Annotated in this window: 21 protein-coding genes; 5 read left to right on the top strand and 16 right to left on the bottom strand. The window is 64.0% G+C overall.

Annotated elements, in window-relative coordinates; translation table 11 throughout:
* Positions 1-141: 141 nt before the first annotated feature.
* Genes bioD through bioB form a run of 4 tightly spaced genes read right to left on the bottom strand, consistent with a single transcriptional unit; the run spans position 142 to position 4,592 of the window.
* Positions 142-813: a dethiobiotin synthase gene (bioD, locus tag R3E49_RS03465; protein WP_371293756.1), complete on the bottom strand. Its 672-nt coding sequence runs from the start codon at positions 811-813 to the stop codon at positions 142-144.
* A complete protein-coding gene (bioC, locus tag R3E49_RS03460; protein ID WP_371293755.1) occupies positions 810-2,387 on the bottom strand; it encodes a malonyl-ACP O-methyltransferase BioC in 1,578 nt (525 codons plus the stop codon). The genes bioD and bioC overlap by 4 nt, the downstream gene beginning before the upstream one ends.
* Positions 2,380-3,549, bottom strand: coding sequence for an 8-amino-7-oxononanoate synthase (gene bioF / locus R3E49_RS03455; RefSeq protein WP_371293754.1), 1,170 nt, complete (start codon positions 3,547-3,549; stop codon positions 2,380-2,382). The genes bioC and bioF overlap by 8 nt, the downstream gene beginning before the upstream one ends.
* An 11-nt stretch (positions 3,550-3,560) precedes the next feature.
* Positions 3,561-4,592, bottom strand: coding sequence for a biotin synthase BioB (bioB, locus tag R3E49_RS03450; protein ID WP_339638649.1), 1,032 nt, complete (start codon positions 4,590-4,592; stop codon positions 3,561-3,563).
* A 77-nt stretch (positions 4,593-4,669) separates the two neighbouring features.
* Between bioB and R3E49_RS03445 the strand changes: the two genes are divergently transcribed.
* Together R3E49_RS03445 and R3E49_RS03440 are read left to right on the top strand one after the other, a co-directional pair.
* Positions 4,670-5,389, top strand: a complete 720-nt coding sequence (locus R3E49_RS03445) for a ComF family protein (protein WP_371293753.1) — start codon at positions 4,670-4,672, stop codon at positions 5,387-5,389.
* Positions 5,390-5,440: 51 nt separating this feature from the next.
* Positions 5,441-6,427 (top strand): serine/threonine protein kinase, encoded by a 987-nt coding sequence (locus R3E49_RS03440; RefSeq protein WP_371293752.1) that lies wholly within the window; start codon positions 5,441-5,443, stop codon positions 6,425-6,427.
* A gap of 10 nt (positions 6,428-6,437) precedes the next feature.
* Here the strand turns inward: R3E49_RS03440 and R3E49_RS03435 are convergent, their stop codons facing one another.
* Positions 6,438-7,166, bottom strand: a complete 729-nt coding sequence (locus tag R3E49_RS03435) for a DapH/DapD/GlmU-related protein (protein WP_290741421.1) — start codon at positions 7,164-7,166, stop codon at positions 6,438-6,440.
* Positions 7,167-7,268: 102 nt separating this feature from the next.
* Here R3E49_RS03435 and R3E49_RS03430 point away from each other — a divergent pair, with 102 nt between their 5' ends.
* Together R3E49_RS03430 and cysE are read left to right on the top strand one after the other, a co-directional pair.
* Complete coding sequence (locus R3E49_RS03430) at positions 7,269-7,922, top strand: tRNA (guanosine(46)-N(7))-methyltransferase TrmB (protein WP_371293751.1); 654 nt, start codon at positions 7,269-7,271, stop codon at positions 7,920-7,922.
* Positions 7,923-7,950: 28 nt separating this feature from the next.
* Positions 7,951-8,793, top strand: coding sequence for a serine O-acetyltransferase (gene cysE / locus R3E49_RS03425; RefSeq protein ID WP_290741417.1), 843 nt, complete (start codon positions 7,951-7,953; stop codon positions 8,791-8,793).
* Positions 8,794-8,803: 10 nt separating this feature from the next.
* Here cysE and hemE read toward each other — a convergent pair whose 3' ends face one another.
* The 10 genes from hemE to R3E49_RS03375 all read right to left on the bottom strand — a co-directional run bounded on the left by hemE (position 8,804) and on the right by R3E49_RS03375 (position 22,753).
* Complete coding sequence (hemE, locus tag R3E49_RS03420; protein ID WP_371293750.1) at positions 8,804-9,874, bottom strand: uroporphyrinogen decarboxylase; 1,071 nt, start codon at positions 9,872-9,874, stop codon at positions 8,804-8,806.
* 36 nt (positions 9,875-9,910) lie between these two features.
* Positions 9,911-11,332: an FAD-dependent oxidoreductase gene (locus tag R3E49_RS03415; protein WP_371293749.1), complete on the bottom strand. Its 1,422-nt coding sequence runs from the start codon at positions 11,330-11,332 to the stop codon at positions 9,911-9,913.
* 21 nt (positions 11,333-11,353) lie between these two features.
* The gene (gene gltB / locus R3E49_RS03410; protein WP_371293748.1) at positions 11,354-15,796 is read right to left on the bottom strand and encodes a glutamate synthase large subunit; all 4,443 of its coding nucleotides are present in this window, start codon (positions 15,794-15,796) and stop codon (positions 11,354-11,356) included.
* 120 nt (positions 15,797-15,916) lie between these two features.
* On the bottom strand, positions 15,917-17,017 hold the full coding sequence (gene aroB / locus R3E49_RS03405; protein ID WP_371293790.1) for a 3-dehydroquinate synthase: 1,101 nt from the start codon (positions 17,015-17,017) through the stop codon (positions 15,917-15,919).
* Positions 17,018-17,246: 229 nt separating this feature from the next.
* Positions 17,247-17,768: a shikimate kinase AroK gene (aroK, locus tag R3E49_RS03400; protein WP_371293747.1), complete on the bottom strand. Its 522-nt coding sequence runs from the start codon at positions 17,766-17,768 to the stop codon at positions 17,247-17,249.
* Positions 17,769-17,786: 18 nt separating this feature from the next.
* The gene (gene pilQ, locus R3E49_RS03395) at positions 17,787-19,859 is read right to left on the bottom strand and encodes a type IV pilus secretin PilQ (RefSeq protein WP_371293789.1); all 2,073 of its coding nucleotides are present in this window, start codon (positions 19,857-19,859) and stop codon (positions 17,787-17,789) included.
* A 110-nt stretch (positions 19,860-19,969) separates the two neighbouring features.
* The gene (locus R3E49_RS03390; RefSeq protein ID WP_290741491.1) at positions 19,970-20,497 is read right to left on the bottom strand and encodes a pilus assembly protein PilP; all 528 of its coding nucleotides are present in this window, start codon (positions 20,495-20,497) and stop codon (positions 19,970-19,972) included.
* A 7-nt stretch (positions 20,498-20,504) separates the two neighbouring features.
* Entirely contained in the window at positions 20,505-21,119 is a 615-nt protein-coding gene (locus tag R3E49_RS03385) for a type 4a pilus biogenesis protein PilO (RefSeq protein ID WP_371293746.1), read from the bottom strand.
* Between the two features lie 3 nt (positions 21,120-21,122).
* A complete protein-coding gene (locus R3E49_RS03380) occupies positions 21,123-21,689 on the bottom strand; it encodes a PilN domain-containing protein (RefSeq protein ID WP_290741405.1) in 567 nt (188 codons plus the stop codon).
* Positions 21,689-22,753, bottom strand: coding sequence for a pilus assembly protein PilM (locus R3E49_RS03375; RefSeq protein ID WP_371293745.1), 1,065 nt, complete (start codon positions 22,751-22,753; stop codon positions 21,689-21,691). The genes R3E49_RS03380 and R3E49_RS03375 overlap by 1 nt, the downstream gene beginning before the upstream one ends.
* A 176-nt stretch (positions 22,754-22,929) precedes the next feature.
* Between R3E49_RS03375 and R3E49_RS03370 the strand changes: the two genes are divergently transcribed.
* A complete protein-coding gene (locus R3E49_RS03370; RefSeq protein ID WP_371293744.1) occupies positions 22,930-25,380 on the top strand; it encodes a penicillin-binding protein 1A in 2,451 nt (816 codons plus the stop codon).
* 3 nt (positions 25,381-25,383) lie between these two features.
* Here the strand turns inward: R3E49_RS03370 and R3E49_RS03365 are convergent, their stop codons facing one another.
* Complete coding sequence (locus tag R3E49_RS03365) at positions 25,384-26,637, bottom strand: malic enzyme-like NAD(P)-binding protein (protein WP_371293743.1); 1,254 nt, start codon at positions 26,635-26,637, stop codon at positions 25,384-25,386.
* Positions 26,638-26,791: the final 154 nt, after the last annotated feature.

Raw genomic sequence — 26,791 nt, 5'->3', positions numbered from 1 at the left:
GTTGAACCTATGTTTTCATCGCTCACATTCTGCGCGAATTACAACCGAAGTCAAATAACTTTTGCGAAAGTTGCTGGGTACCGCACAGGCGGCGAGGCGGGTGGCAAAGCGTTCCGGGGTGCTGGCTGCACCCCGAAAAACCTATAAAAGTGCTTTTATATCAATGTATTGTGCAGCTTTTTCCGGATCGAAAGGGACCAGGTGTGGCAGCTCACCCAACAGTGGGGCAGGCAGGAGCTGACGCAAAGTGTCCACATTTTCTTCATGGCAGGCCATGCGCTCACCCACCTGGTTGGCCACCCAGCCGGCCAGCTGCAGCCCATCGGCGCGGATGGCCTCGGCGGTGAGCAGGGCGTGATTGATACAGCCCAGCCGCATACCCACTACCAGGATAACATCGCTGCCCAGTGCGATTGCGAGGTCCGCCAGGGTTTCCCGAGGACCCAGCGGTACGCGCCAGCCCCCGGCCCCTTCGACCAGCACCAGATCAGCGCCGCTGGCGAACACGCCGCGGCACAGGCCGGCCAGCCGCTCCACCTGCAGGCGCTTGCCCGCCTGCGCTGCGGCAATGTGCGGGGCGATCGCCGGTTGCAGGGCCACCGGGTTGATCTGCTCGTAGGGCAAGGGCATGTTCATCGCCGCCTGCAGAGCCAGTGCGTCCTCGTTGCGGCCCTGTGCGTCACAGCCGGCCGCCACCGGTTTGACAGCTGCCGTGCGCAGCCCCAGCGCACCCGCGGCGTGCAGCAACGCGCAGCTGACGGCGGTCTTACCCACTTCGGTATCGGTACCGGTGACAAAATACCTGCGGCTCATAGTTTCTCCAGATGCCCGTAAATGACGTCGTAGGTGGCTGGCAACCCGGCGGGTTCGCGCCATGCCTCGTAGGCCTGCACCATCTCAGCAAGACGCTGGCGTCCGGTCAATCCGGCGGGGCGCTTGCTGTTCATGTTGTGTGCGCCCAGCGTTTTCAGTTCGTGCAGGAGTTCGGTCGCCTTGTTGTAGCGCAGCACAATACGCTCACTGCGCAGGGTGAGTCGTACCCCCGCTGTGATGTCTGCCGCTGCCTGCAGGGTTTCGGGCGGCAGAAAATCATTCACGTGCTGGCTGCCATCCGCTGCCGCCCAGGACTGGCGCAGCTCCTGCAGGGTTGCCGGGCCCAGGGAGCTGAAGAAGCAGCGACCACCCGGCGCCAGCACCCGGCCCAGTTCGGCAAACAGCAGATCGGGGCGGTAGCACCACTGAAAGGCGAGGCTACTGAAGATGACGTCCACCGAACCGCTGGCAAGGGGCAGTGCCTCGGCGTCACCGGCGACCCAGACGGCGTGCTCTGTGTGCCGGTCACGCGCCCAGGAGAGCATGCCCTGCGCAAGATCCAGCCCGACATAAGCGGCCCCGGGATAGCGCTCCAGCAACGCCGGATGAAAATACCCCGTGCCACAGCCGAGGTCCAGCAGGGTGATCGAGCCCTTGCTTTCATTGACTATTGAAGTAAGCAAACGCTCACCAACGTCGCGCTGTAACGCCGCCACGCTGTCATAGCGAGGCGCCGCGCGGCTGAAGGAGAGCGCAATCGCCTGCTTGCTCACCGGTGCCGCGGGAGCGGCCTCAGCCGCTTCACACACCGCCGCTGTGTCCACGGCGAAGCGGTACAGCGCCTCTGCCAGAGCCCCCGGTGCGGCGCAGGGCAGCGCGTGACCGGCACCCGGTATCACCGACACGGAGGCCTCGGCGACGCCCGCCAGCCATCCGCACAGGGCTTCATGGACAGCGCCCGGCACCAGTGCGTCGGCCTCCGCCAGCAGGTGTTGTTGCGGGCAGGCCAACGCCGGAAGCAGGCTGCGCGTGTCCAGTTCCGCCAGCCATTGCAGGCCGGCGGTGAGCGCGACGGCGTCCCAGCCCCGGCTTTGCGCCACCAGCTGCCGCGCCAGGGCGCGCTCAGCAGCGCAGCCGCGGGACTGCAGGGCGGAAAAGCGGCGCAGTGTACCGCCAGCATCCGCCGCCAGACCTGCCTGGAAACCGGCCAGCTGCGCCGCTGCCACACCGGGCCAGCTCCCCTCGGCGAGAAAGCGTGGGTTGCTGGCCACAGTGACCAGCCCGGCGACGCGCTGCGGCGCTCGCGACGCCACGGCAGTGGCCAGCTGCCCGCCGAGGGACCAGCCGACATACACCGCGCTGGCCGGCGCCACCGCCAACACCTCCGCCACAACATCCGCCAGGTCGGCGCCGGGCCGCCAGTCAATCAGGGTAACGTTGGCCCAGCGTCGCAGCGCGGCCAGCAGCGGCCGCCAGCACTCGCTGCTGCCGGCCCAGCCGTGCAGCAGCACCAGGTCTGCTCTGGCCTGTTGCGCGGCGGGCAGGTATTCGGCTCTGGCCAACAGCTCAGGCATCGGGCCAGCACTCCGCCAGTGCCGCCAGCAGTGTGGCCACCTGCTGCGGCGTATGCGCTGCGCTCAGGGTGATGCGCAGCCGGGAGGTTCCCGCCGGCACAGTTGGCGGACGAATGGCGCTGATCAACAGGCCGCACTCACGCAACCGCTCGCTGAGGCGCACGGCGCGCCCGGCATCGCCCACCAGCAAGGGCTGAATGGCACTATGGGAGTCCAGCAGGGGTAGCTCGCACTGCAGGGCACCGCGCCGAAACCGGGCAATGTGCTCAGCGAGCTGCTCGCGCCGCCAGGACTCCTCATGCAGCAGTCGCAGCGCGGTGAGGCTGGCCGCCGCCAGCGCCGGGGGCATGGCCGTGGTATAGATATAGTTGCGTGTGGACTGGATCAGCGCTTCGATCAGCAGTTCGCTGCCCGCCACAAAGGCGCCGGAGGTACCCAGGGCCTTGCCGAGGGTCGCCATCAGCACCGGCACTTCCGCCTCGCCCAGCCCGGCTGCCTGCACGCTGCCGGCACCTGCCTCCCCGTGCACACCGAAGCCGTGGGCATCATCCACCATCAACCAGGCGTCGCGACTGGCGCAGGTGGCGGACAGCTCGGCCAGCGGCGCCGTGTCGCCGTCCATGCTGAACACGCCGTCGACAGCGACCAGCGTGGGCCCGGCAGCAGCGTCGAGTTTGCGCGCCAGGTCGGCACAGTCGTTGTGGGCAAAGCGGCGCAGCCGTGCGCCACTGTGCAGGCCACCGTCAAGCAGCGATGCGTGGTTGAGACGATCCTGCAATACGGTGTCGCCGGGCCGCAGCAGGGCCTGCAGAATGCCGGTGTTGGCGGCGTAACCGCTGGAAAACAACAGCGCCCGGGGTCTGCCGGTGAAGGCAGCGAGCGCCTCCTCCAGTTCGCGGTGCGCGGCACTGTGGCCGCACACAAGATGGGATGCGCCGCTGCCCACGCCCCAGCGCGTCGCGGCATCGCGCAGGCTCGCGATGACCTTGGGGTGTGCGGCGAGGCCGAGGTAGTCGTTGCTGCAGAAATTCAGGTAGTCGCGGCCCGCCAGCCGCACCACTGGCCCCTGGGCGGACTCCAGGGTCAGGCACTGGCGATACAGACCGGCGGCACGGCGCTCTTCCAGCACCGCCCGGAGACGCTGCGGGAAGGCCTCCTTCATGGCGCTGGCGGCTAGTGCGCCGCCGCTGCGTCGTAGAACTGCGGCGTGGGCACCTGCGGAGCGCTCGCCACCTCACGCTGCTCCGGACGAATACCCAGACGCTGGAACAGGGCCATGTCGGCATTGGCCTGCGGGTTGGGCGTGGTGAGCAGTTTCTCGCCGTAGAAGATGGAGTTGGCGCCCGCGAAGTACGCCAGCGCATGCATCTCTTCACTCATGGATTCACGCCCGGCAGACAGGCGCACATGGGAGGCGGGCATCAGGATGCGCGCCACAGCGATGGTGCGGATAAAGTCGAAAGGATCCAGGTCAGCCTCATCGGCCAGCGGCGTGCCCTCGACCCGCACCAGCATGTTGATGGGAACACTTTCGGGGTGCTCGGGCAGATTGGCCAGCTGCTGCAGCAGCCCGGCGCGGTCGCGCTGGGACTCGCCCATGCCGACGATGCCACCGCTGCACACTTTCATGCCGGCCTCGCGCACATGGGAGAGTGTGTCCAGCCGGTCCTTGTAGGTACGCGTGGTGATGATCTCGCCGTAGTATTCGGGCGAGGTGTCAAGGTTGTGGTTGTAGTAGTCAAGCCCGGCCTCGGCCAGCTCCTTCGCCTGCGCCTCGGTCAGCATGCCCAGGGTCATGCAGCTTTCCAGACCCAGTTCGCGCACGCCCTTGACCATGGCCACCACGTAGGGCATGTCGCGGGCCTTGGGTGAACGCCAGGCTGCACCCATGCAGAAGCGGGTGGCGCCGCTGGCCTTGGCCGCCTGTGCCTGCGCCAGCACCTTTTCCACTTCCATCAGCTTTTCCGCTTCCAGCCCCGTGTCATAGCGATTGCTTTGCGGACAGTACGCGCAGTCTTCCGGACAGGCGCCGGTTTTGATGGAAAGCAGTGTGCTGACCTGCACCTCGTTTGGGTCAAAATAGGCGCGGTGCACACTGTGCGCCCTGAACAGCAGGTCGTTGAAGGGCAGCGCCAGCAGGGCTTCGATTTCGCCGCGGCTCCAGTCGTGGCGGAGCGAGGCAGGCGCGGAGGCGGGAGCATTCATGACAGGTATCCAGAGAGACAGTGGGCAAGCCAACATGATAAGCCGCACCCCGCCGCTGTCAACCTGTGGCGCACACCTTGGTTAACAGGTGGGCGCGCCTGCTCGCGGATACCCTCTTCCCGCAGCAGTGCCTGCTGTGTCGGCTGCCCAGCGCCAGCCACCTGCCGCTGTGCGGCTGTTGCGCGGCACAGCTGGTGCCCAATCACCCCTGCTGCCCGTGTTGCGCCCTGCCGCTGGCTACCCCCGGCGGCGGCCTGTGCAGTGCCTGCACGCAGCGCCCGCCGGCGCTGGACAGGGTGCTCGCGCCCTATGTGTACGAGCCCTGCCTGGGCTACCTCATCGGGCAATGGAAATTCCAGCGCCAGCGACATCTGAGCGGCCTGCTCGCAGAACTCTGGCTTGCCGCAGTAGACCCACCGCAAGACCGCGACCTCCTGCTGCCCGTGCCCATGCACTGGCGGCGCCTGCTGCAGCGGGGTTTCAACCAGGCAACGTTGCTGGCCAGGGCGCTGCAGCACTGCGACTCCGCCCTGCAGCGGCTGCCAGTGGCGGAGCGCACGCTGCGCCGCCCGCGCGCGGTCCCTGCACAGTCGACCCTCACGGCACAGCAGCGCCTGCACAACCTGCGCGATGCGTTTAGCCTGCGCGCTCCGGTGCAGGGACGCCGCATCGCACTGGTCGACGACGTCATGACCACCGGCGCCACCGCCGAGACCATCGCCCGCCTGCTCAAGGACGCGGGCGCCGCCGATGTGCAACTCTGGTGCATCGCCCGGACTCCACCACCGGCGACCTGATACACTGCTCCCCTGGCACCGCCCGTCGCGGTCGCTGCCTGGAGTGAGTCAATGAGCGAAGCCCAACATCCCTATGATCGCCTGTCGCCGGACTGTGTCATCGACGCGGTCGAGTCCGCAGGCTACCTCTGCGATGCGCGACTGCTGGCCCTGAACAGCTACGAAAACCGCGTTTACCAGGTCGGCATTGAGGATGGGCAGCCGCTGATCGCCAAATTCTATCGCCCGGGGCGCTGGGACGACGCGCAGATTCTGGAGGAGCATGCCTTCAGTCTGGAACTGCAGGACGCCGAGATCTCGGTGGTGGCCCCACTGGTCGACGCATCCGGCAACAGCCTGCACCGTCATGACGGCTTTCGTTTCGCCCTGTTCCCGCGCCGCGGCGGCTACCCGCCAGAGCTCGACAATATGGACAGCCTGCTGGTACTGGGGCGCACGCTGGGGCGCATCCACGCGGTGGGCGCCAGTGCGCGCTTCCGGCACAGGCCCACCCTCAGCATTGACGGCATGCTCACGCACAACCGTGACTATCTGCTGGAACACTTCATTCCCCGCGATCTGCAGCCCGCCTACGACAGCCTCACCCGGGACCTGCTGGCGGCCGTGATTCAGCTTTACGGGGAGGTACAGGAGCGGGATCTGATCCGTGTGCACGGCGATTGCCACGTCGGCAACATTCTCTGGCGCGATGACTGCGCGCATTTTGTCGACCTGGATGACTGCTGCATGGCACCCGCCGTGCAGGATCTGTGGATGTGCCTGAGCGGTGAGCGCCACGAGCGCGAGCTGCAACTGGCCGAACTCATTGAGGGCTACAGCGAATTCTGTGACTTTGCACCGCGCCAGCTGCGCTGGATAGAGGCACTGCGCACGTTGCGCCTGGTGAACTACGCCGCCTGGCTGGCGCGCCGCTGGACTGACCCGGCCTTTCCGCGCAGCTTCACCTGGTTCAACACCGAGCGCTACTGGGCCAACCACATCCTGGAGCTGCGTGAGCAGCTCTCGGCGCTGCAGGAGGAACCGCTGCGCCTGTTGTAGGCCCCGGGGTCTAGCCCCGGGGTGCTCCCGCGGGATACAGCACCGACCACAGCCAGCGCAGCAGTGAGTTGCCACGCAGCACCTCGCGGTCCACCGCATCGAAAAACGCCTCGGCGCCCTCCGGGTCCGCAAACAGATCCATGCGGGTGGTGAAACCGCGCTCCGGGTCCAGCTCTTTCACCACGCGCGCGGGATTGCCCGCCACCACCACGTTGGCCGGCACGTCCCGGGTGACCACCGCCTGTGCCGCCACCACGCTGTTTTCGCCGATGGTCACGCCTTTCAGCACGGTCGCGTGGTCACCCAGCCACACGTTGTCCCCGATGTGCACCGGTGTGGGCTCGGGGGCGCGGGCCGTGCGGTCATACAGGGTGTGCCAGTCAGAGTCTGTGACGTAGGAGCCGTTGGCCATCATCACGCCGTCACCGAGCACGATTTCATCGCTGGCACTGAGGCGGGCGCCGGGACTCATGAGCACACAGTCACCGATCTGGATGCGTCCCTGCCCCGCCTCGCGCCCCCACACCCCAATCTGCACCCGATGCATCGGTTCGCCAATGGCGGTGAAGCAGCGCCCGATGTGGATGTTGGCCCCGGAAATGTGCACATACCACGGCTTCATGATGGTGTGATGCGGCCCCAGAGACGTGCAGCGGGGGCGCAGGAAGTAGTCGGCATACCAGCGCCGGTAGCGCAGGTAGATTTGCTTCAGCCAGTACGGGCGCAGATCCTGGTGCATGGCACAATTCCCTGGTTGGTCGTGGTGGCGGCGCGATTTATGATGGCAATCCCGCTGGCGCAACTCAAGCGCTGGCTGCACTGTTACAGGAGCCGACCCCGCGTGCAAGCTTCCTCCCGCCCGGTGACCAGCAACCAGCAGGGGCTGCACCCGCGCCTGGTGCACACTGTGCGCCGGCACCTTGGGCACGCCTCCCAGGCGCCGCTGGCGGCGCACAATGCGGACGCCTGGCGCAGGCTCGCGCAGCGGCTGGCGGAGGACTCGCGACCGCTGGTGCTGGATTCCTTCTGCGGCACCGGCATGAGCACGGCGCGGCTCGCCGCCGCCCACCCCGGGCATCTGGTGGTTGGCATCGACCGCTCAGCGCACCGGCTGGCGCTGCACCAGCACGACGAGCATCCGCCGTATCTGCTGCTGCAGGCCGAGTGCGAGCCCCTCTGGCGTGCATTGGCGGGCGCCGGCCGCGGCGTGGACTACCACTACCTGCTGTATCCCAACCCCTGGCCCAAGGCGCGCCATCTGCAGCGCCGGATTCATGGCCACCCGGGTTTTGCCGACCTCCTGGCCCTGGGCGGCAGGGTGGAACTGCGCTCCAACTGGCCGCTGTACGTCGAGGAGTTCGGCGTGGCCATGCACATCGCCGGCGTGCACGGGGTTGTGCAGCGGCTGCCCGATGGCCCGCCCTTGACCCGCTTCGAAGCCAAGTACAGGGCCAGCGGTCACGCGCTGTGGCGATACCGGGCTCGTATACGCTAAAGTGTGCGCCCGGAAACGAGGAACTGACATGGCCACCAGGAAAGCCGACCCGGTCTGGGACCGGATAGTGCAGGAGACGCAGCAACATGCGGCGGAGGAACCGATCCTCGCCAGCTATCTGCACGCCACTATTCTCAATCACAACAACCTGGAGTGCGCGCTGAGCTTTCACCTCGCCACCCAGCTGGACAGCCCGACCGTATCCTCCCTGCTGCTGCGCGAGGTCATCCTCGAGGCGCTGAAGGACGATGCCGCCCTGCGCAAGGCCATTCGCGCCGACCTGCTGGCGGTCGAGGAGCGCGACTCAGCCTGTCAGGAAATCTACATTCCGTTCCTCTACTTCAAGGGCTTTCACGCGCTGCAGACCCACCGCGTCGCGCACTGGCTCTGGCAACGCGGCCGCCACTCACTGGCACTGTTCTTCCAGAACCGGGTTGCCGTGGAATTTGCCGTGGACATTCACCCGGCGGCGCGCCTCGGCAGCGGCATCATGCTGGACCACGCCACCGGCCTGGTCATCGGGGAAACCGCCGTGGTCGGCGACAACGTCTCGATCCTGCAATCGGTCACACTGGGCGGCACCGGCAAGGAACACGGTGACCGTCATCCGAAGATCGGCAACGGCGTGCTGATCAGCGCCGGTGCCAAGATTCTCGGGAATATCCGGGTGGGCGATGGCGCCAAGGTGGGTGCCGGCAGCGTGGTGCTGGACGAGGTGCCCCCGCACACAACCGTGGCTGGCGTGCCGGCCAAGGTGGTGGGCAAGCCCACATCGCAATCCCCGGCGTTGGAGATGGACCACAGCTTCTGCTGCGATCCCGAGCAGGAGCTGGCCTGCGAGGATGCCGCGCAGGCGCAACGCCGACGCTGACAGCAGGCCGTCAGTCGTTGTGGTGGTACTGGGGCGACAGCTCCTGCACCGCCTCCACAAACGCGGTGACGTGATCGGGATTCACCCCCGGTGTGATGCCGTGCCCCAGGTTGAACACGTGGCCTGGGCCGTGGCCGTACCCCGCCAGTATGCTGCCCACTTCCTCACGAATCCGCGCCGGCGAGGCATACAGCATCGAAGGATCCATGTTGCCCTGCAACGCTACCCGATCACCCACCTGTGCACGCGCCGCACCGATGTCCGTGGTCCAGTCGATGCCCACGGCCTGGGCACCCGCATCGGCAATGGCGGGCAGCCACTGACCGCCGCCCTTGGTGAAGAGAATGACCGGCACCTTGCGTCCGTCCGCCTCGGTGGGCAGTCGGCTGATGACCCGCTGCATGTATTTCAGCGAGAACTCCTTGTAGGCCGCGGCGCTCAGTGCGCCGCCCCAGGTGTCGAAAATCTGCAGCGCCTGGGCCCCCGCCTTGACCTGTTCGGTCAGGTAATCCGCCACCGCATCGGCGAGCAGGGCGAGCAGCTGGTGCATCAGCTCAGGCTGGTCGTAGGCCATGCGCTTCACCTGGGAGAAGTCCTTGGAAGCGCCGCCCTCGACCATATACGTGGCCAGCGTCCAGGGGCTGCCGGAAAAACCGATCAACGGCACGCTGCCATTCAGCTCACGGCGAATGGTGCGCACAGCATTCATGACGTATCCCAGGTCATCCGCCGCCGTAATGGCGTTAAGCCCGGCCAGGTCAGTTTCATTGCGCACGGTTTTGCGGAATTTCGGTCCCTCACCTTCTTCGAAGTACAGGCCCAGCCCCAGGGCGTCGGGGACGGTGAGAATGTCACTGAACAGGATCGCTGCATCCATGGGGTAACGGCGCAGCGGCTGCAGCGTCACCTCACAGGCCAGCTCGGCATTCTTGCACAGGTCGAGAAATGAGCCCGCCTGTTCGCGGGTGGCACGGTATTCGGGGAGATAGCGCCCGGCCTGGCGCATCATCCACACCGGAGTGCGGTCAACGGGCTGGCGTTGCAGGGCGCGCAGGAAACGGTCGTTTTTCAGTTCGGTCACAGAATCTCCGTGTGCAGTTTGGCGGATACGGCCGGCTCAGACCTCGAGAAAATCCAATATGCCCTCGGCGGCCTGGCGTCCTTCCCAAATGGCGGTGACCACCAGATCAGAACCGCGCACCATGTCACCACCGGCAAACACCTTGGGGTTGGTGGTCTGGAAACGGTACGCCTGCTCCTCGGGCGCGATCACGCCGTCCCACTCGTTGACCTGCACACCCAGTTCCCGCAGCCAGGCTGGCGGATCGGGCTGAAAACCAAACGCAATGATGACGGCGTCCGCTTCCAGCACCTTCTCGCTGCCCGGAATGGGCTGCGGTTGGCGGCGGCCGCCAGCATCCGGCTCGCCCAGTTCGGTGGTCACCATCTTCACGCCGCAGGCGCGACCGAAGTACTCAACGATCTCGATAGGCTGGCGGTTGAACAGGAATTCCACCCCCTCTTCCCGGGCGTTGGCCACTTCCTTGCGTGAGCCGGGCATGTTCAGTTCATCGCGGCGGTAGGCACAGATCACGTGCTCCGCCTGCTGGCGCACCGCCGTGCGCACACAATCCATCGCGGTGTCCCCGCCACCCAGGACCACCACGCGCTTGCCCTTGAGGTTCACGTAATCCGACGGATCCTGCTCATAGCCGCGATTGTGGTTAACGTTGCTAATCAGGTAGGGAAGCGCCTTGTGCACCCCAGGCAGGTTCTCGCCGGGGAAGCGACCCTGCATGGCCTTGTAGGTACCCATGCCGAGGAATACGGCGTCGTACTCTTCCATCAACTCGGCCACGCTGATGTCGCGGCCAACCTCGGTGTTCAGGCGGAACTCAATGCCCATGCCCTCAAACACCTCACGGCGACGCACCATGACATCCTTTTCGAGTTTGAACTCGGGAATACCGAAGGTGAGCAGGCCGCCGATTTCCGGGTAGCGGTCGAAGACCACCGGTTTGACACCGGCGCGGGTCAGCACATCGGCGCAGCCCAGGCCCGCGGGGCCGGCGCCGATGATGGCCACTTTCTTGCCGGTGGGCACCACCTTCGACATGTCCGGCCGCCAGCCCATGGCCAGCGCCGTGTCGGTAATGTATTTCTCGGAAGAGCCGATGGTGACGGCGCCGTAGCCATCGTTCAGGGTACAGGCGCCCTCGCACAGGCGATCCTGCGGGCACACGCGGCCGCACACCTCAGGCAGCGTGTTGGTCTGGTGGCTGAGCTCGGCCGCTTCGAACAGGTTCCCTTCACTGACCAGCTTCAGCCAGTTGGGAATGAAGTTGTGTACCGGGCACTTCCACTCGCAATAGGGGTTGCCGCACTCCAGACAGCGGTGCGACTGCTCCGCCGCCCGATCTGCGGTGAAGGATTCATAGATCTCGACGTACTCTGTCTTGCGCGTCTCGACGCTTTTCTTGTTGGGATCGGTCCGACCCACGTCGATAAACTGGAAATCATTCGACAAACGCTTGCTCATAACGCTTTCGCCTCCCGGCGCCTAGTCGGTGTTACGCAGACGTGACAGCAGCTGGTTGAAGTCCGCCGCTTTCGGCTTGACCAGCCAGAACTTGCCCACGTAGTCCTCAAAGTTATCCAGCAATTCCAGACCCCAGGCCGAACCGGTCTCCTGCGCAAACTCGCGTATCGTGGTGCGCAGGTGGTTGCGGTAGGGCTCCATGTACTCGGAGTTGACCCGGTGGATGTCCACCAGCTCGCTGTTGTACTTGTCGATGAAGGAACGGTCCTGGTCCAGCACATAGGCGAAGCCGCCGGTCATGCCCGCGCCGAAGTTCACGCCCGTAGGCCCGAGCACCGTCACCGTGCCGCCGGTCATGTACTCGCAGCAGTGGTCGCCCGCGCCTTCAACGACCGCCTGCGCGCCACTGTTGCGCACCGCAAAACGCTCGCCGGCGATACCCGCCGCATAGAGGCGCCCACCGGTGGCACCGTAAAGACAGGTGTTGCCGATAATCACCGTATCCTGAGAGCGGAAGTTGGCATCACGCGCGGGGAATACCACCAGTTTCCCGCCCGCCATGCCCTTGCCGACATAGTCGTTGCAGTCGCCTTCGAGGTACATGTGCAGACCGCCCGCATTCCACACGCCAAAGCTCTGCCCGGCGGTGCCCGTCAGGCGCAGCACGATGGGTGCGTCTTCCATGCCGTTATTGCCGTAGCGCTGCGCGATTTCGCCCGACAGCCGTGCACCGATGGAACGGTCGCAGTTGGTCAGGGCAAATGCGTACTCGCCACCGCTGCGCGATTCGATGGCGGGCAGCGCCGCAGCCACCATGGCTTCGGCCTTTTCCGCGCGATCGAAAGGATAGTTGGCCACCACCTGGCAATACTCGGGCTGGCCTGCCGAGCTCGCGTCCTTGTGCAGAATGGGCGCCAGGTTGAGTCGCGACTGCTTTGGCGTCGTGCCGGGCAGCCGTTCCAGCAGGTCGGTGCGGCCGATCAGGGCCTCCAGCGACGGCACGCCCAGACGCGCCAGCCACTCGCGTGTTTCCATGGCGATGAAGGTGAAGAAATGCGTCACCATCTCGATCGTGCCATTGAAGTGATCCTGCCGCAGTTTTTCGTTCTGCGTGGCGACACCGGTAGCGCAGTTGTTGAGGTGACAGATGCGCAGATACTTGCAGCCCAGCGCCACCATGGGCCCGGTGCCAAACCCAAAGCTCTCCGCGCCCAGAATGGCCGCTTTGACGACATCCAGACCGGTCTTCAGGCCGCCGTCGGTCTGCAGGCGAATGGCACCGCGCAGGCCGTTGCCGCGCAGGGTTTGCTGCACCTCAGCCAGGCCCAGTTCCCAGGGGGAGCCGGCATAGCGGATGGAGGTCAGCGGGCTGGCGGCGGTGCCGCCGTCATAGCCGCTGATGGTAATCAGGTCGGCATAGGCCTTGGCAACGCCCGCGGCGATGGTACCCACGCCCGGTTCCGACACCAGCTTGACCGACACCAGCGCCTTCGGGTTCACCTGCTTCAGGTCGAAGATCAGCTGCGCCAGGTCCTCAATGGAATAGATGTCATGGTGCGGCGGCGGTGAAATGAGCGTTACGCCAGGCACCGAGTAGCGCAGGCGCGCAATCAGTTCATTCACCTTGCCGCCCGGCAGCTGGCCGCCTTCACCGGGCTTCGCACCCTGCGCCACCTTGATCTGCAGCACTTCGGCATTGACCAGATAATGCGGCGTGACACCGAAGCGGCCGGAGGCGATCTGCTTGATCTTGGAACTGCGTTCGGTACCGTAGCGCGCGGGGTCTTCGCCGCCCTCACCGGAGTTGGAGCGCGCACCCAGCCGGTTCATGGCGGCTGCCAGCGCCTCGTGCGCTTCGGGGCTGAGTGCGCCCAGCGACATCCCCGCGGAATCGAAACGCGGCAGAATGGCGCTGATCGGTTCAACCTCATCGAGGTCCAGCGGCTTCTCCGCCAGCACGGGTTGCAGCAGGTCGCGAATCGTTGCCACCGGGCGGGTGTTGACCAGCTCGGCGTAGCGTTGATAGGTCGCATAGTCCCCGGTGGCGACAGCCAGCTGCAGCGTGGTCACCACGTCGGGGTTGAAGGCGTGGTATTCCTGCCCGTGCACGTATTTCAACAGGCCGCCCTGCTGCAGCGGCTTGCGCGGGTTCCAGGCCAGCTTGGCCAGGTGCCGCTGGTCCTGTTCCAGTTCGGCAAAACCGGCACCCTCGATCCGCGAAGCCACGCCGCAGAATGCGGTATCCACCACCTCGCGCGCCAGACCCACTGCCTCGAACAGCTGCGCGCCGCGGTAGGAGCTCACCGCGGAGATGCCCATCTTGGACATGATCTTGAGCAGGCCCTTGTTGATGCCCTTGCGATAGTTTTTGTAGCAGGTGCTCGGTTCACCGAGCAATTCGCCATCGCGTATCAGGTCCTCCAGCACACTGTAGGCGAGATAGGGGTAGATCGCCGTTGCCCCGAACCCCAGCAGGCAGGCCACCTGGTGGGAATCCCGCGCACTCGCGGTCTCGATGACCAGATTGGCATCGCAGCGCAGGCCCTGGCGGATGAGGTGATGGTGCACCGCGCCCGTGGCGATCAGGCTGTGAATCGGCAGGCGCGTCGGGGCGATGGAGCGGTCGGAAATGATCAGGATGGTCGCGCCATTGCGCACCGCCTGCTCCGCAGTATCCACCAGCTTCGCCACCGCCTGCTGCAGGTTCATCTCGGCCGGGTCGTAGGTGCCGTCGATATCGCAGACATCAAAGCCCGGGCGATTCAGCGACAGCAGCGTATTGAACTTGCCCTGGGACAGCACCGGCGAACTGAGGATGATCCGGTCAGCGTGCTCCGGCCCCTCGTGGAATACGTTTTTCTCGGCGCCTAGGTCGGTCTCCAGGGACATCACGATCGCCTCCCGCAGGGGGTCGATCGCGGGGTTCGTCACCTGAGCGAATTTCTGCCGGAAGAAGTCATAAAGGGGGCGCTCCTGCCGCGACAGGACTGCCATGGGCGTATCGTCACCCATTGAACCCACCGCCTCGTTACCCGACTCCGCCAGCGGACGCAGTACCTGGTCGCGCTCCTCGAAGGTCACCTGGAACATCTTCTGGTAGGGCTTGAGCATATCGGGCTCGATGCCCGGCGCCTGCTCACCACCGAAGGTGCCCTCAACGTGGTAGGAGTTCTCCTTCAACCAGCGCTTGTAGGGGTGGCGGCTCTTCAGGCGGTTGTCGATATCCGCCGTGTGCAGCATCTCGCCGGTCTGGGTGTCGACCATGAGGATCTGCCCGGGGCCGACACGGCCCTTGGCGATCACGTCTTCACTGCGGTAGCCGTGGGTACCCACTTCCGATGCTAGCGTGATGAAGCCGTCCTTGGTTTTCACCCAGCGCGCGGGACGCAGGCCATTCCGGTCCAGCAGACACACCGCATAGCGCCCATCCGTCAGCACGATGCCGGCGGGGCCGTCCCAGGGCTCCATGTGCATGGAGTGATATTCATAGAAGGCCCGCAGGTCGGGGTCCATGTCCTCCATGTTCTGCCACGCCGGCGGAATCAGCATGCGCAGCGCGCGGGGCATGTCCACACCCCCGGTCAGCAGTACATCCAGCATGTTGTCGAGGCTGGAAGAATCCGAACCGGTGCGATTCACCAGCGGCGCGATGTCGCTGATGTTGGGCAGACGGTCTGACTGGAACAGCGCCGTGCGCGCCTCGGCCCAGTTGCGGTTGCCATCAATGGTGTTGATCTCGCCATTGTGCGCCAGCAGTCGGAACGGCTGCGCCAGCGGCCAGCGCGGCATAGTGTTGGTGGAGAAGCGCTGGTGGAACACGCAGATTGCGGTCTCCAGGCGCTCGTCGTCCAGGTCGTGGTAGAAGCGCGGCAGGTCTACCGGCATTACCAGGCCCTTGTAGGCAATCACGCGGCCCGACAGGCTGCAGATGTAGAAATCCGGGTCGCTGTCGTTGGCGATCTCCGCCTTGCGGCGCGCCACGAACAACTTGGTGGAAAGCTCATCGGCACTGAGGCCCGGAGCACTGAAGAACACCTGCTCGATACGCGGCAGTGTCGCGAGAGCAATTTCGCCGCAGACACTGCTGTCGGTCGGGACTTCCCGCCAGCCCACAACGATCAGCCCCTGGTCGGTGAGCGCCTTCTCCATCCCCGCACGCGCGGCCGCTGCGCGACCCTCATCCTGGTTCAGGAAAATCTGCCCGACGCCGAAAGGTTCCTCCAGTTCGGCGCCGAAAGCCTCACGCGCCAACGTGCGCATGAAGGGAACGGGCATCTGCAAGAGCAGGCCGCAGCCGTCACCGGTCTTGCCATCCGCCGCGATACCGCCCCGGTGCGTCATGCATGTCAGCGACTCAATGGCGGTCTGCAGCAACCGGTGGCTGGCATCGCCCGCACTGTGGACGATCAGGCCGAAGCCACAGTTGTCGCGGAATTCTTCAGGGCTAAACAAGCCTGCACTCATACTGTGTCCAGAATAGGTAATAAAAACAAACGGTTACACCGACACGCCCCGTACCTCGGCAGCACTCGGGCGAAAGGGGGAGCTCATTTTACACAGTTGCGCAGTGTGGAACAAACCACCTCAACAGGGGCTGGCCGCACGTGCCTGGGCCGCGCCCAGCAAGCCCTCGAGTTCTTCTCCGGTCACGTCGTCGACAATGCAGGCGTCGCCTATCTCGCGCAACAACACCAGCCGCATACGGCCATCCACCACCTTCTTGTCGCGCCCCATCAGGTCAATGAACATCGCTGGCGTCATACCGGCGGGAATATCCAGCGGCAGGCGCGCCTCACGCAGCAATGCTGCCAGCCGCGACACTTCGTCCTCAGCTACCCAGCCCCGGACGACCGACAGGCGTAGCGCAAGCAGCATACCGACCGCAACCGCCTCACCGTGCAACCAGCTGCCGTAACCCTGAGCGGTCTCAATGGCGTGGCCGAAGGTATGCCCCAGGTTGAGGATCGCACGCACGCCACCCTCCCGCTCATCCGCCGCCACCACCTGGGCCTTCAGTGCACAACTGCGCTCGATGGCCTCGGCAAGGGCGCTGTCGTCGCGGCCCAGCAGGCGCGGCATGGCCTCAAGCAGCCAGGCATAAAAGTCGGCGTCACAGATCAGGCCGTACTTGATAACCTCGGCAAGGCCGGCAGACAGCTCACGCGCCGGCAGCGTGTGCAGGCTGTTGGTGTCAATGAACACGGCCCGCGGCTGATGGAACGCGCCAATCATGTTCTTGCCAAGGGCGTGGTTGACTGCGGTCTTGCCGCCCACGGAGGAGTCCACCTGGGCGAGCAAGGTTGTTGGCACCTGAATGAACTCGACCCCGCGCTGGTAGCAGGCGGCGGCGAAGCCGGTGATATCGCCAACCACCCCGCCACCGACCGCAATCAGGGTTGTGCTGCGACTGTGGCGATCGGCCAGCAGGCACTCAAGGATATGTTCGAAGCTGGCCAGTGTCTTGTGTTGTTCGCCGTCGGGCAGGATGATCTCGGTGACCCGGCCTCCGTCGCCCAGGGCGGCGCGCAGCCGGGGCACGTAGAGGGGCGCTACCGTCACGTTACTGACAATGGCCACCTCGCGGCCGCGAACGTGCTGGCGCAGCAGCTGCGGGTCGGAGAACAGGTCGCGGCCGATGTAGACCGGATAACTGCGCTCTGCCAGATCGACATGAACGGTATGCATAATGACGGACACAGGGCACCCCACGGTAAAAGACTGCTATTCTAGCAGCCTGTCGGACTCAGGGCATCGTCGCGAGGCGTGTGGGAATCGAGGACAGAATGTCGATCGTTTGAGGCGAATAGTGGTGACTATTTAACGAAAACGAGCGGGATTCTGGACCGATTCCCATCAGCCGCAGCAGATGAGCCTGGGGCCGACAGGCTGCTAGCCCCGCGATCCCCCCCTGTCTTTAGCGCTCGGCGGTGAGCGCCTCCATCAGGCGCTGGGCGACCGTGCGCGGGCTGCAGCCGTCCGTGTCGATGACATAATCGGCAATTTCCCGGTACAGCGGGTCACGCACCTTGAACAGATCGCGCAGGACCGTCGCCGGGTTCCCTGACTGCAGCAGCGGTCGCTTGCGGTCGTTGCGGGTGCGACGCACCTGCTCGTCCACCGTTGCGTGCAGGTAGATAACGAAGCCGCGGCTTCCCAGGGCCGTGCGGTTCTCGGCGCGCATGATCACGCCGCCACCAGTGGCGAGGACGATGTCGTCCATCTGCGTCATTTCCTCCACCACCTGCTGTTCCCGGTCGCGGAAACCCGACTCGCCCTCAACATCGAATATCCAGGGGATATCAGCGCCCGTGCGATGCTCAATCTCGGTATCGGTATCCGCGAAGGCCAGGCCGAGCTGGCGCGCAAGGTACTTGCCAATGGTGCTCTTGCCGGCCCCCATGGGGCCGACCAGAAAGACGCGATGCAGATCCGGCATGTGACGTCAGGACACGCCCTAGTCCAGCAGACTGTCGGCAAGAATACGCGGCGTAATGAAGATCAGCGTTTCCGTTTTGGTCTTGGAATTGGACTCATTGCGGAACAGGCGGCCGATATACGGAATGTCGCCAAAGAACGGCACCTTGGTCACGGACTCGATGTCCTCGGTGCGGAACACACCGCCAAGCACGACCGTTTCACCGTTACCCACCAGCACCTGCGTAGTCAACTCGGTGGTATCGATGGACGGGATGAAGCCACCCTGGCCACTCGGCACCAGGTCGCCCAGCGAGTCCTGGGTAATCACCAGGTCCAGCAGGATGCGGTCGTCCGGCGTGATATTGGGCGTGACGTCCAGTTGCAGCACGGCTTCCTTGAAGGACGTGGTGTTCTGGCCGCTCAGCGAGCCTTCCTGATAGGGAATCTCAGAACCCGACTTGATGATCGCCTTCTGCTTGTCGCCGGTAATCACCTTGGGCTGCGACACCACCTCGCCATTGCCCGCCGCTTCCAGCGCCGACAGCTCGGCGGTCAGGAACAGGTCTTCACTGGTGAATCCGACGGCAAAGCCACCGGCCTTGGACGCGACACCGAGGTCGACCATCAGCGCGCCCGGGAAGTTCACGCCGCTGGCGGTGCCATCGATCACCGACTGGTTGATCGCCGCCACGTTTGCCGTATCGCCGGAGACGGACAGGGCATTGCCGTTCACATCAGAGTCGACAAAACCGCCGCCCCATTCAATACCCAGCTCCTGCTCCAGGTCAGACTGGGCGATCACGATACGCGCCTCGATCATCACCTGGCGGATCGGAATATCCACGAGGTCGATCAGGTCGCGGATTTCGGCCAGCTTGGACGCAGTTTCGGTCACGATCAGGGAGTTGGTGCGGGGCTCCACGATCACCGAGCCGCGCGGTGAAATCAGCGTACCACCATCCTCCGAGCCCGCTTCGAACAGGCTTACCACGCTCGCGGCACTGGCATAACGGATGCGGATAAACTCGCTCTGCAGGGGTGCCAGTTCGGCAATCTGTTTGTTCGCTTCGATCTGCTGGCGCTCACGCTCGGCGATTTCCGCCGCGGGCGCCACCATCAGCACGTTACCGACCTGGCGCTTGTCAAGGCCCTTGGTGCGCAGCACCAGTTCCAGTGCCTGGTCCCACGGCACGTTTTGCAGGCGCAGGGTGATGCGCCCGGACACGGTATCGCTCGCCACCAGGTTGAGCTCGGTAAAGTCGGCAATCAGCTGCAGCACGGCGCGCACTTCGATGTCCTGGAAGTTCAGCGAGATGCGCTCACCGACATAGGTGAACTCGTCGCGGCGCTCTTCCAGTTCTTTTTTGGACAGCGGCTTGACCGCAATCACATACTGGTTGTCCGTCTGGTACGCCAGGTAATCGAATTCACCCACGGTCTTCAGGGTCAGGGTTGCACCGCGCTCGGCACTGTTGACGTCCACGCTGGTCACCGGCGTGGCGAAATCGGTAACGTCGAAACGCCGCATCAGGTGCTCGGGCACACTGGTATCGAGGAACTGCACGCGTATATCACCGCGCTCGCTGAAAACGTTCACATCGACCGAGGGATTGCTCAGCTCCAGGGTCAGGCGTGCCTCACCGCTGCCTGCGCGCTGGAATTGCAGGTCGTTGATGGATGAGCGCTCGCGGGCAACCTGTTCGACACGCGCCGTGAGCGCATTGGGGTCGCTGGCCGGCTTGACGTAGTCGCCGCTGCTGCCCTGGCCCACCACCAGGAACAGGCTGTTGCCTTCAACCCGGGTTTCGTAGGGCACCAGTTTCACCAGGTTCAGCACCAGGCGCGTGCGGTCACCCGACTCGAGCACGACCACACCGGTAGCGTTGCCATAGGGCAGGGTGTAGCTTTTTTGCGGCAGCGCGCTGCGTGTGCCCGGGAAATCAATGGCAATCCGCGCCGGCTTCTCGATGGTGTAGGCCTCCATCGGAGGTGGCGTTTCATCGAAATCCAGTCGCACCTCGATCTTGCTGCCCGGGCGCGAGGCGAATTCGATATCCGTCACTGTCGGCGCCGCCTGCACGGCCTGGCCCAAGAGGCTGAAAACCAGCATTGCTGCCAGACGTTGCAGTGTACCACTCCGTCTGCAAGATCCCTCTTTCACGGCACTAATCCCCAAATTTGCTGTTTTTTTCAACATGGCTGTCACCAATGGCCCCTGCGTCAGATGCCGCTTAGATCGATTCTCCGCGGACGTTCCACCCAACCGTCCGCGGTACCGTCACTGACGATCTCCACCACCGCCACATAGGAATCCGTCATCTCGACGATCCGGCCGTGGTTGCGACCCAGGTAATTCCCCAGGCGCACACGGTGCACCCCTCCATCCGGGTCCCGAATCAGGGACCACTGGGTTCCACCGCGCTCCAGCGAGCCCACCATCGTCAGCGAATCGAAGGTGTATTGCTCGAGGAACTCGCGAGCCCGCTTTTCGTCTGGCTTGATTGCGCTGATAGCCTGCATCTGCGTGATATCACGCACCTGTACCGGGCGATCAAAGGGACTGCGCAAGGCGGTGGCACTGTAGGCAAAGGCCTCATAGGCCTGAAAAGTCGGGATCGGCGCAATGATGCCGCCCGGCCGCGCACGCTTCTCCGCCATAAAAGCGTCCAGATCGCTGAAATTGTCCGACCCGCAGGCTGTCAGCAGCAGGGCTGCAGACACCGCAACTGCGGTCAGTCGCCACTCCATGCTCATGCTAGCCCTCTCCATCCTTGTAGCGATAGGTCTTGGCAGTAATGCTCATGTTGAGCGCGTTGCTGTTGCCCGACGGCGCCGTAATTGAAAAATCGTGCAGCGTGACGATACGCGGTAGGCCGGCCATACCGCTGATGAACGCCCCCAGGTCATGGTAGGAACCCGTCGCTGTGATCGCAATCGGCAGCTCAACGTAAAACTCGCGCGCCTGCTCCGGCTGCAAGGCGATACTGTTGATTTCCAGGCCATTCATCAGGCCCTTGTTGGTAATGTCCTCCAGCAGGCCCGGGACCTCGGTGTCGCTGGGCAACTGACTGACCAGGGCACCGAATGACTCTTCCATTTCCACCATCTGTACCTTGTAGGCTTCAAGGTTGGCCGCCTGAAAGGCCTTTTTCTCATAATCGCTGCGCAGGCGCTCTTCTTCGGCCTGCACGTTGCCCAGCGTGAGCTGCAGATCCTTGATGTGGTAGTAGTATCCGCCCGCAACAACCAGCACCAACAGCAGTACACAGAGCACCGCCTTGACCGCGGTCGGCCAGGACCCGATATTGTCGAAGTCGATATCGTTGACATCGAACTCCCGGAGACTGCGCAGGGTATCTTCGAGTGCCATGCCTTAACCTCCCGCGCCGCTATCGGATTCGGGCAACTGCACCTTCACCTTGAGATTGAACGTAGCCGCCTGATCACCATACTGGGTAGCAGCACGCACGGAATCCAGGTTTGGCTGCTGCAGCCAGTCGGAGGAATCCAGGCGCCGCATGAGGCTGGAGACGCGGTTGTTGGACTCCGCCACCCCGATCAGAACGATCTCGTTGTTGCTGCTTTGCAGGCTGGTGTAGAACACGCCGTCGGGCAGGGTGCGCACCAACTGGTCCATCACGCGGACGATAATCGGCCGGTTGCCCTGCAGCTCCTGGATGACGCGCATGCGGTCGATCAGCTGGTTGCGGCGACGCTCCAGCTCGCGGATCTCTTCCACCTGGCGATCCAGCACGCGGATATTTTCCGTAAGGTACTCGTTGCGCGCCTTCTGGTGGTCGATCTGGCCGTTGACGATGCGGTCGCCGAGAATCACCAGCCCGATGCCGATAAGCGCAACCATACCCAATAGGGCGAGGAACTCTTTCTTCCGTTCGGCCCGGCGTTCCTCACGCCAGGGAAGCAGGTTGATTTGTGCCATCAGTCAAAGCTCCGCAGGGCGAGTCCGCAGGCGATCATCATCGCGGGGGCATCGCTGCTCAGGGCAACCGCGTTGACCCGGGATGAGATGGTCATTTCGGCGAACGGGTTGGCAACGGCGGTGGGCGTACCCAGCTTGTCCTGCACCAGGTCGACCAGACCCTCCATGGAGGACACGCCGCCTGCGAGAATGATGTAGTCGACGTCGTTGTACTGACTGGAGGAGAAGAAGAACTGCAGCGAGCGCGCCACCTGCTGCACGACCGCCTCCTTGAAGGGAATCAGCACCTCGGGTTCGTAGTCGTCCGGCAGGCCGCCCTGTTTCTTGGCCAGACCGGCCTCTTCCAGCGGCAAACCGTACCGGCGCATGATTTCATCGGTAAGCTGTTTGCCCCCAAACAGCTGCTCGCGCGTGTAAATGGTCTGCCCGTTGTTCAACACGCTGAGCGTGGTCATGGTGGCGCCGATGTCTACAATGGCGACCATGCTTTCCAGCTCCAGGTTCAGCTGGCGCCGGATCAGGCCGTAGGCGCGCTCCATGGCATAGGCCTCGACATCCATGATGCGTGCGGTAAGGTCGGCGCCTTCAATGGCATCCACGCGGGACTCGATCGTTTCACGCCGGCAGGCTGCCAGCAGAACCTCAACATGATTGGCACGCTCCGGCGACGCACCCTGGATCTCGAAATCAATTGCCACTTCATCCAGGGGGTACGGAATGTACTGATCCGCCTCCAGCGTCAGCTGCGTCTCCATGTCGTCCTCATTGAGACCGGCTGGCATGTCGATGATCTTGGTGATCACCGACGAACCCGCCACGGCGGCGGCGACCGCCTTGAGCTTGGTACGCGACTGTGCCACGACAGCTCGAATGGCGTTGGTGACGCCCTCGACATCGTTCACGTTTTTTTCGATGACCGCGTCCACCGGCAGGGAACTGACCGAGTAACTTTCTACCCGATATCGCCCTCCGGACTGGCTAAGCTCAAGCAGCTTTACCGTTGTGGAACTGATATCCAGCCCCAACACCGCCACCGACTTTTTCTTCCCTAGAATGCCAAGCAATTCGTTTTCCTATGTGTATCACTGACTTAGCTTGTTTTTATACACTACTACATTAATTTGTAGATATAGCATAATCAATACTGCAATCAAAAGCGAAAATACGCTTATAATTACCAAATGTTGCCTGCCCCCCTTCCGACTACAGTAATACAAGTCACTGCTTTGTAAAGGAATAAATGGGTTTCCTCCGCTTTTTATTGCGTTCTTCCGTGCTCGCCCTGCTGGGCCTGGGCTGGCTGCTTGCGGGCGTCTATTTACACCTTGACCCCGGATTGCCCGACGTGGAAACCCTCCGCGACGTCAGACTACAGACCCCAATGCAGGTGTATACCCGGGACGGCGACCTGATCGGCCAGTTCGGCGAACAGAAGCGCAATCCACTGCGTTTCGAGGACATTCCGCCGCAGTTTGTGCAGGCCCTGCTGGCCGCTGAAGACGACCGTTTCTTCGCCCACCGCGGCGTTGACCTCGCCGGCCTGATGCGCGCCGTGTCGGAGCTCGCGCTGACGGGTGAAAAGGGCTCCGGCGGCAGCACATTGACCATGCAGGTGGCGCGCAACTATTTCCTCAGCCTGGAGCGCACGTTCACACGCAAATTTAACGAGATCCTGCTGGCGATCAAGATTGAGCGCGCGTTGGACAAGGAAGAAATCTTTGAGCTGTATTTCAACCGCGTGTTTCTGGGCCATCGTGCCTACGGTTTTGAAGCCGCTGCACAGGTGTACTACGGCAGCGGCATCAAGGACCTGACACTGGCGCAGCACGCCATGCTCGCCGGCATTCCGAAAGCGCCATCGCGCAATAATCCCATCAGCGGGCCCCAAGCCAGCAAGGAGCGCCGCGACTGGATTCTGGGGCGCATGCTGTCGCTGGGCTACATTGACCGGGACAGCTGGGCAGAGGCTCTTGCCGAGCCGGCCAGCGCACAGCACCACGGGGCGCAGCTGAGCTTCGCTGCACACTACGCGGCGGAGATGGCCCGCCAGGAAATGCTCGATCGCTACGGGATGGCGGCCTATACCGATGGCTACCACGTCTACACCACCATCAGCAGCGAGCTGCAGCAGCTGGCTCAGGAATCCGTGGTGCACGGCCTGATGACCTATGACAGGCGGCACGGCTATCGCGGGCCGGAACGCCAATTGGCGCCGGACGCCGACGATGCGACTACCGATGCCACCGCCACCTGGCTGGACGCCCTGGTCGACACACCGGTGGTCGCCGGGCTCAGCCCCGCGATCGTGACCGGCCTGCGCGAAGACCGCGTCGACCTGCTGTTCAGCGATGGCAGCCCCGGTGAGTTGCTCTGGGATGACGGCCTGCGTCAGGCCAGCCCCTACCTCACCGAGAACTCCGTGGGCCGCGCGCCCGCCAGCATTGCCGACGTAGTTGCCGTCGGGGATCTCGTCCGGGTGCGGCGCCAGGACGATGGACGCTGGCACCTCAGCCAGGTGCCAGCGGCACAGGCGGCGCTGGTGTCCCTGGACCCGGACAACGGCGCCATCATCAGCATCGTCGGCGGTCTGGGATTCGAAAGCAGCAAGTTCAACCGCGCCACCCAGGCCCGCCGCCAGCCTGGTTCAAGCTTCAAGCCTTTCGTCTACAGCGCCGCGCTGGAGGCGGGATTTACCGCTGCCAGCATCATCAACGACGCTCCCGTGGTGCTGGAAGACGCCTCTCTGGAAGATATCTGGCGACCGGAAAACGACGGTGGTCGTTTCTACGGGCCCACCCGACTGCGCTGGGCACTCACCCAGTCGCGCAATCTGGTTTCCATCCGCCTGCTCCAGCAGATTGGCGTACCGGAGCTCATCCGCCACGTCGCGCGCTTCGGTTTCGACACCAGCAAGTTTGCGCCGGACCTGTCCCTGGCGCTGGGCACCCATGTGATGTCGCCGCTGGAGCTCGCCACCGCCTATGCGGTGCTCGCCAACGGCGGCTACGCGGTGAAGCCGTACCTGATTGAGCGCATCGAGGACATCGACGGGCAGGTTATTTTCGAGGCCGCACCCGCGACCGTGTGCCGCGACTGTTCGCCCGTCGAAGCGCCCGTCGAAGCCGACCCGGAGCGTGAGCTGCGCATGGAGGAAATCCTTGCCGGTGCCGGTGCGGCTGCGACGCCCCAGCGCCCACGCGCCGAGCGGGTCATGGACGAGCGCAGCAACTTCATCCTCACCAGCATCCTGCAGGATGTGATCAAACGGGGCACGGGGCGCCGCGCCCTGACCCTGGGGCGCAACGACCTCGCCGGCAAGACAGGGACCACCAACGGGCCCATGGACGCCTGGTTTTCCGGTTACAACCGCGACGTGGTGACCACGGCCTGGGTCGGCTTCGACAATTACACGCCCCTGGGGCGCCGGGAATTCGGCGGCACAGCGGCACTGCCCATCTGGATTGACTACATGCGCGGCGCCCTGCGCGACAGCCCGGACGTACAGCCGCCCCTGCCTCCGGGCGTGGTGCACGTACGCATCGACCCCGACACCGGCCTGCTGGCACGCCCGGGGCAACAGAACGCCATTTTCGAGTATTTCCGGGAGGACCAGGTGCCGGCGGCGAGCGGTGGAACAGGCGACAGCGGCCTGCGCGGCACCACGGAAGACCTGGTGCGGGATATCTTCTAGTCGTTAACCGCGACCCGGTGCGTAATTGTCGGGGTAGGGCACTCGGGCAACACCGCTGTCCACGGCAGCACGCGCCACCGCCGGCGCAATGTGCTGCAGCAGTCGGGGGTCAACCGGCTTGGGAATGATGTAGCGCGGGCCGAAACTCAGTTCGGTTTCGCCACAGGCCCTGAGCACCGACTCCGGTACCGGCTCGCGAGCCAATTCGCTGAGCGCCTTAACCGCCGCGATCTTCATCGCTTCATTGATCGCGCTGGCACGGACGTCAAGCGCGCCGCGGAAAATGAACGGAAAGCCCAGTACGTTGTTCACCTGGTTCGGATAATCCGAACGGCCGGTGGCCATGATCAGGTCATCGCGCACGCTGTGCGCCAGTTCCGGGCGAATCTCCGGGTCGGGATTGGAGCAGGCGAAGACGATGGGGCGGTCCGCCATGGACAACAGCATGTCAGCGCTGAGCAGATCGGCCCCCGACAGCCCCACAAACACATCGGCGCCGCGTACGGCATCGCTGAGGCTGCGCTTGTCGGTATTGTTGACGAACTCCTGCTTGTAGCTGTTCACGCCCTCGCGCCCGGCGTAAATCACACCGCGACGGTCGAGCATGAAGATGTTTTCCTGGCGAGCACCCATACTCACCAGCAAACGCATGCAGGCAATCGCCGCCGCGCCGGCGCCGAGGCAGGTAATCACGGCATCCTCAAGGCGCTTGCCCTGGATCTCCAACGCATTGATCATGCCCGCCGCAGTGACAATGGCGGTGCCGTGCTGGTCATCGTGAAAGATGGGGATGGAGCAACGCCGGGCCAGTTCTGCTTCAATTTCAAAACACTCGGGTGCCTTGATATCCTCAAGGTTGATGCCGCCAAACGTGTCGGCGATGTTGGCCACGGTGTCGATAAAGCTGGCGCTGTCTTCGGTGTTGACTTCGATGTCCACCGAGTTGATGCCGGCGAAGCGTTTGAACAGCAGTGCCTTGCCCTCCATGACGGGCTTGCTCGCCAGCGAACCCAGATTGCCGAGCCCGAGCACGGCAGTGCCGTTGCTGATCACCGCAACCAGATTGCCCTTGCCGGTGTATAAATACGCGGCATCGACATCGGCGGCAATTTCACGACAGGGCTCGGCAACACCGGGGCTGTAGGCCAGCGCCAGCTCGGCCTGGGTTTCCGCAGGCTTGGTCAGCTCCATGCTGATTTTTCCGGGAACCGGCTTCGCGTGATAGTCGAGGGCCGCCTGTCTGAAATCTTTGCTCATAGTCAGAAATCCGCTGGTGACTGCGCTTGCGGGAGGGACGCACGAGAATATAGAAAAGCACTCGCAGCCACAAGCGCAGGCACTTCAAGGGCTTGTACCAGACACAAAAAAACCGGGAACCCCACGGCGCCCGGCTTTTGTTTGGCGGCCGCAC

It is taken from the genome of Haliea sp., assembly GCF_041395985.1.
Taxonomy (GTDB): domain Bacteria; phylum Pseudomonadota; class Gammaproteobacteria; order Pseudomonadales; family Halieaceae; genus Haliea.
The sequence above is the reverse complement of the archived record's forward strand: the minus strand, read 5'-3'. Positions and strand labels throughout refer to the sequence as shown.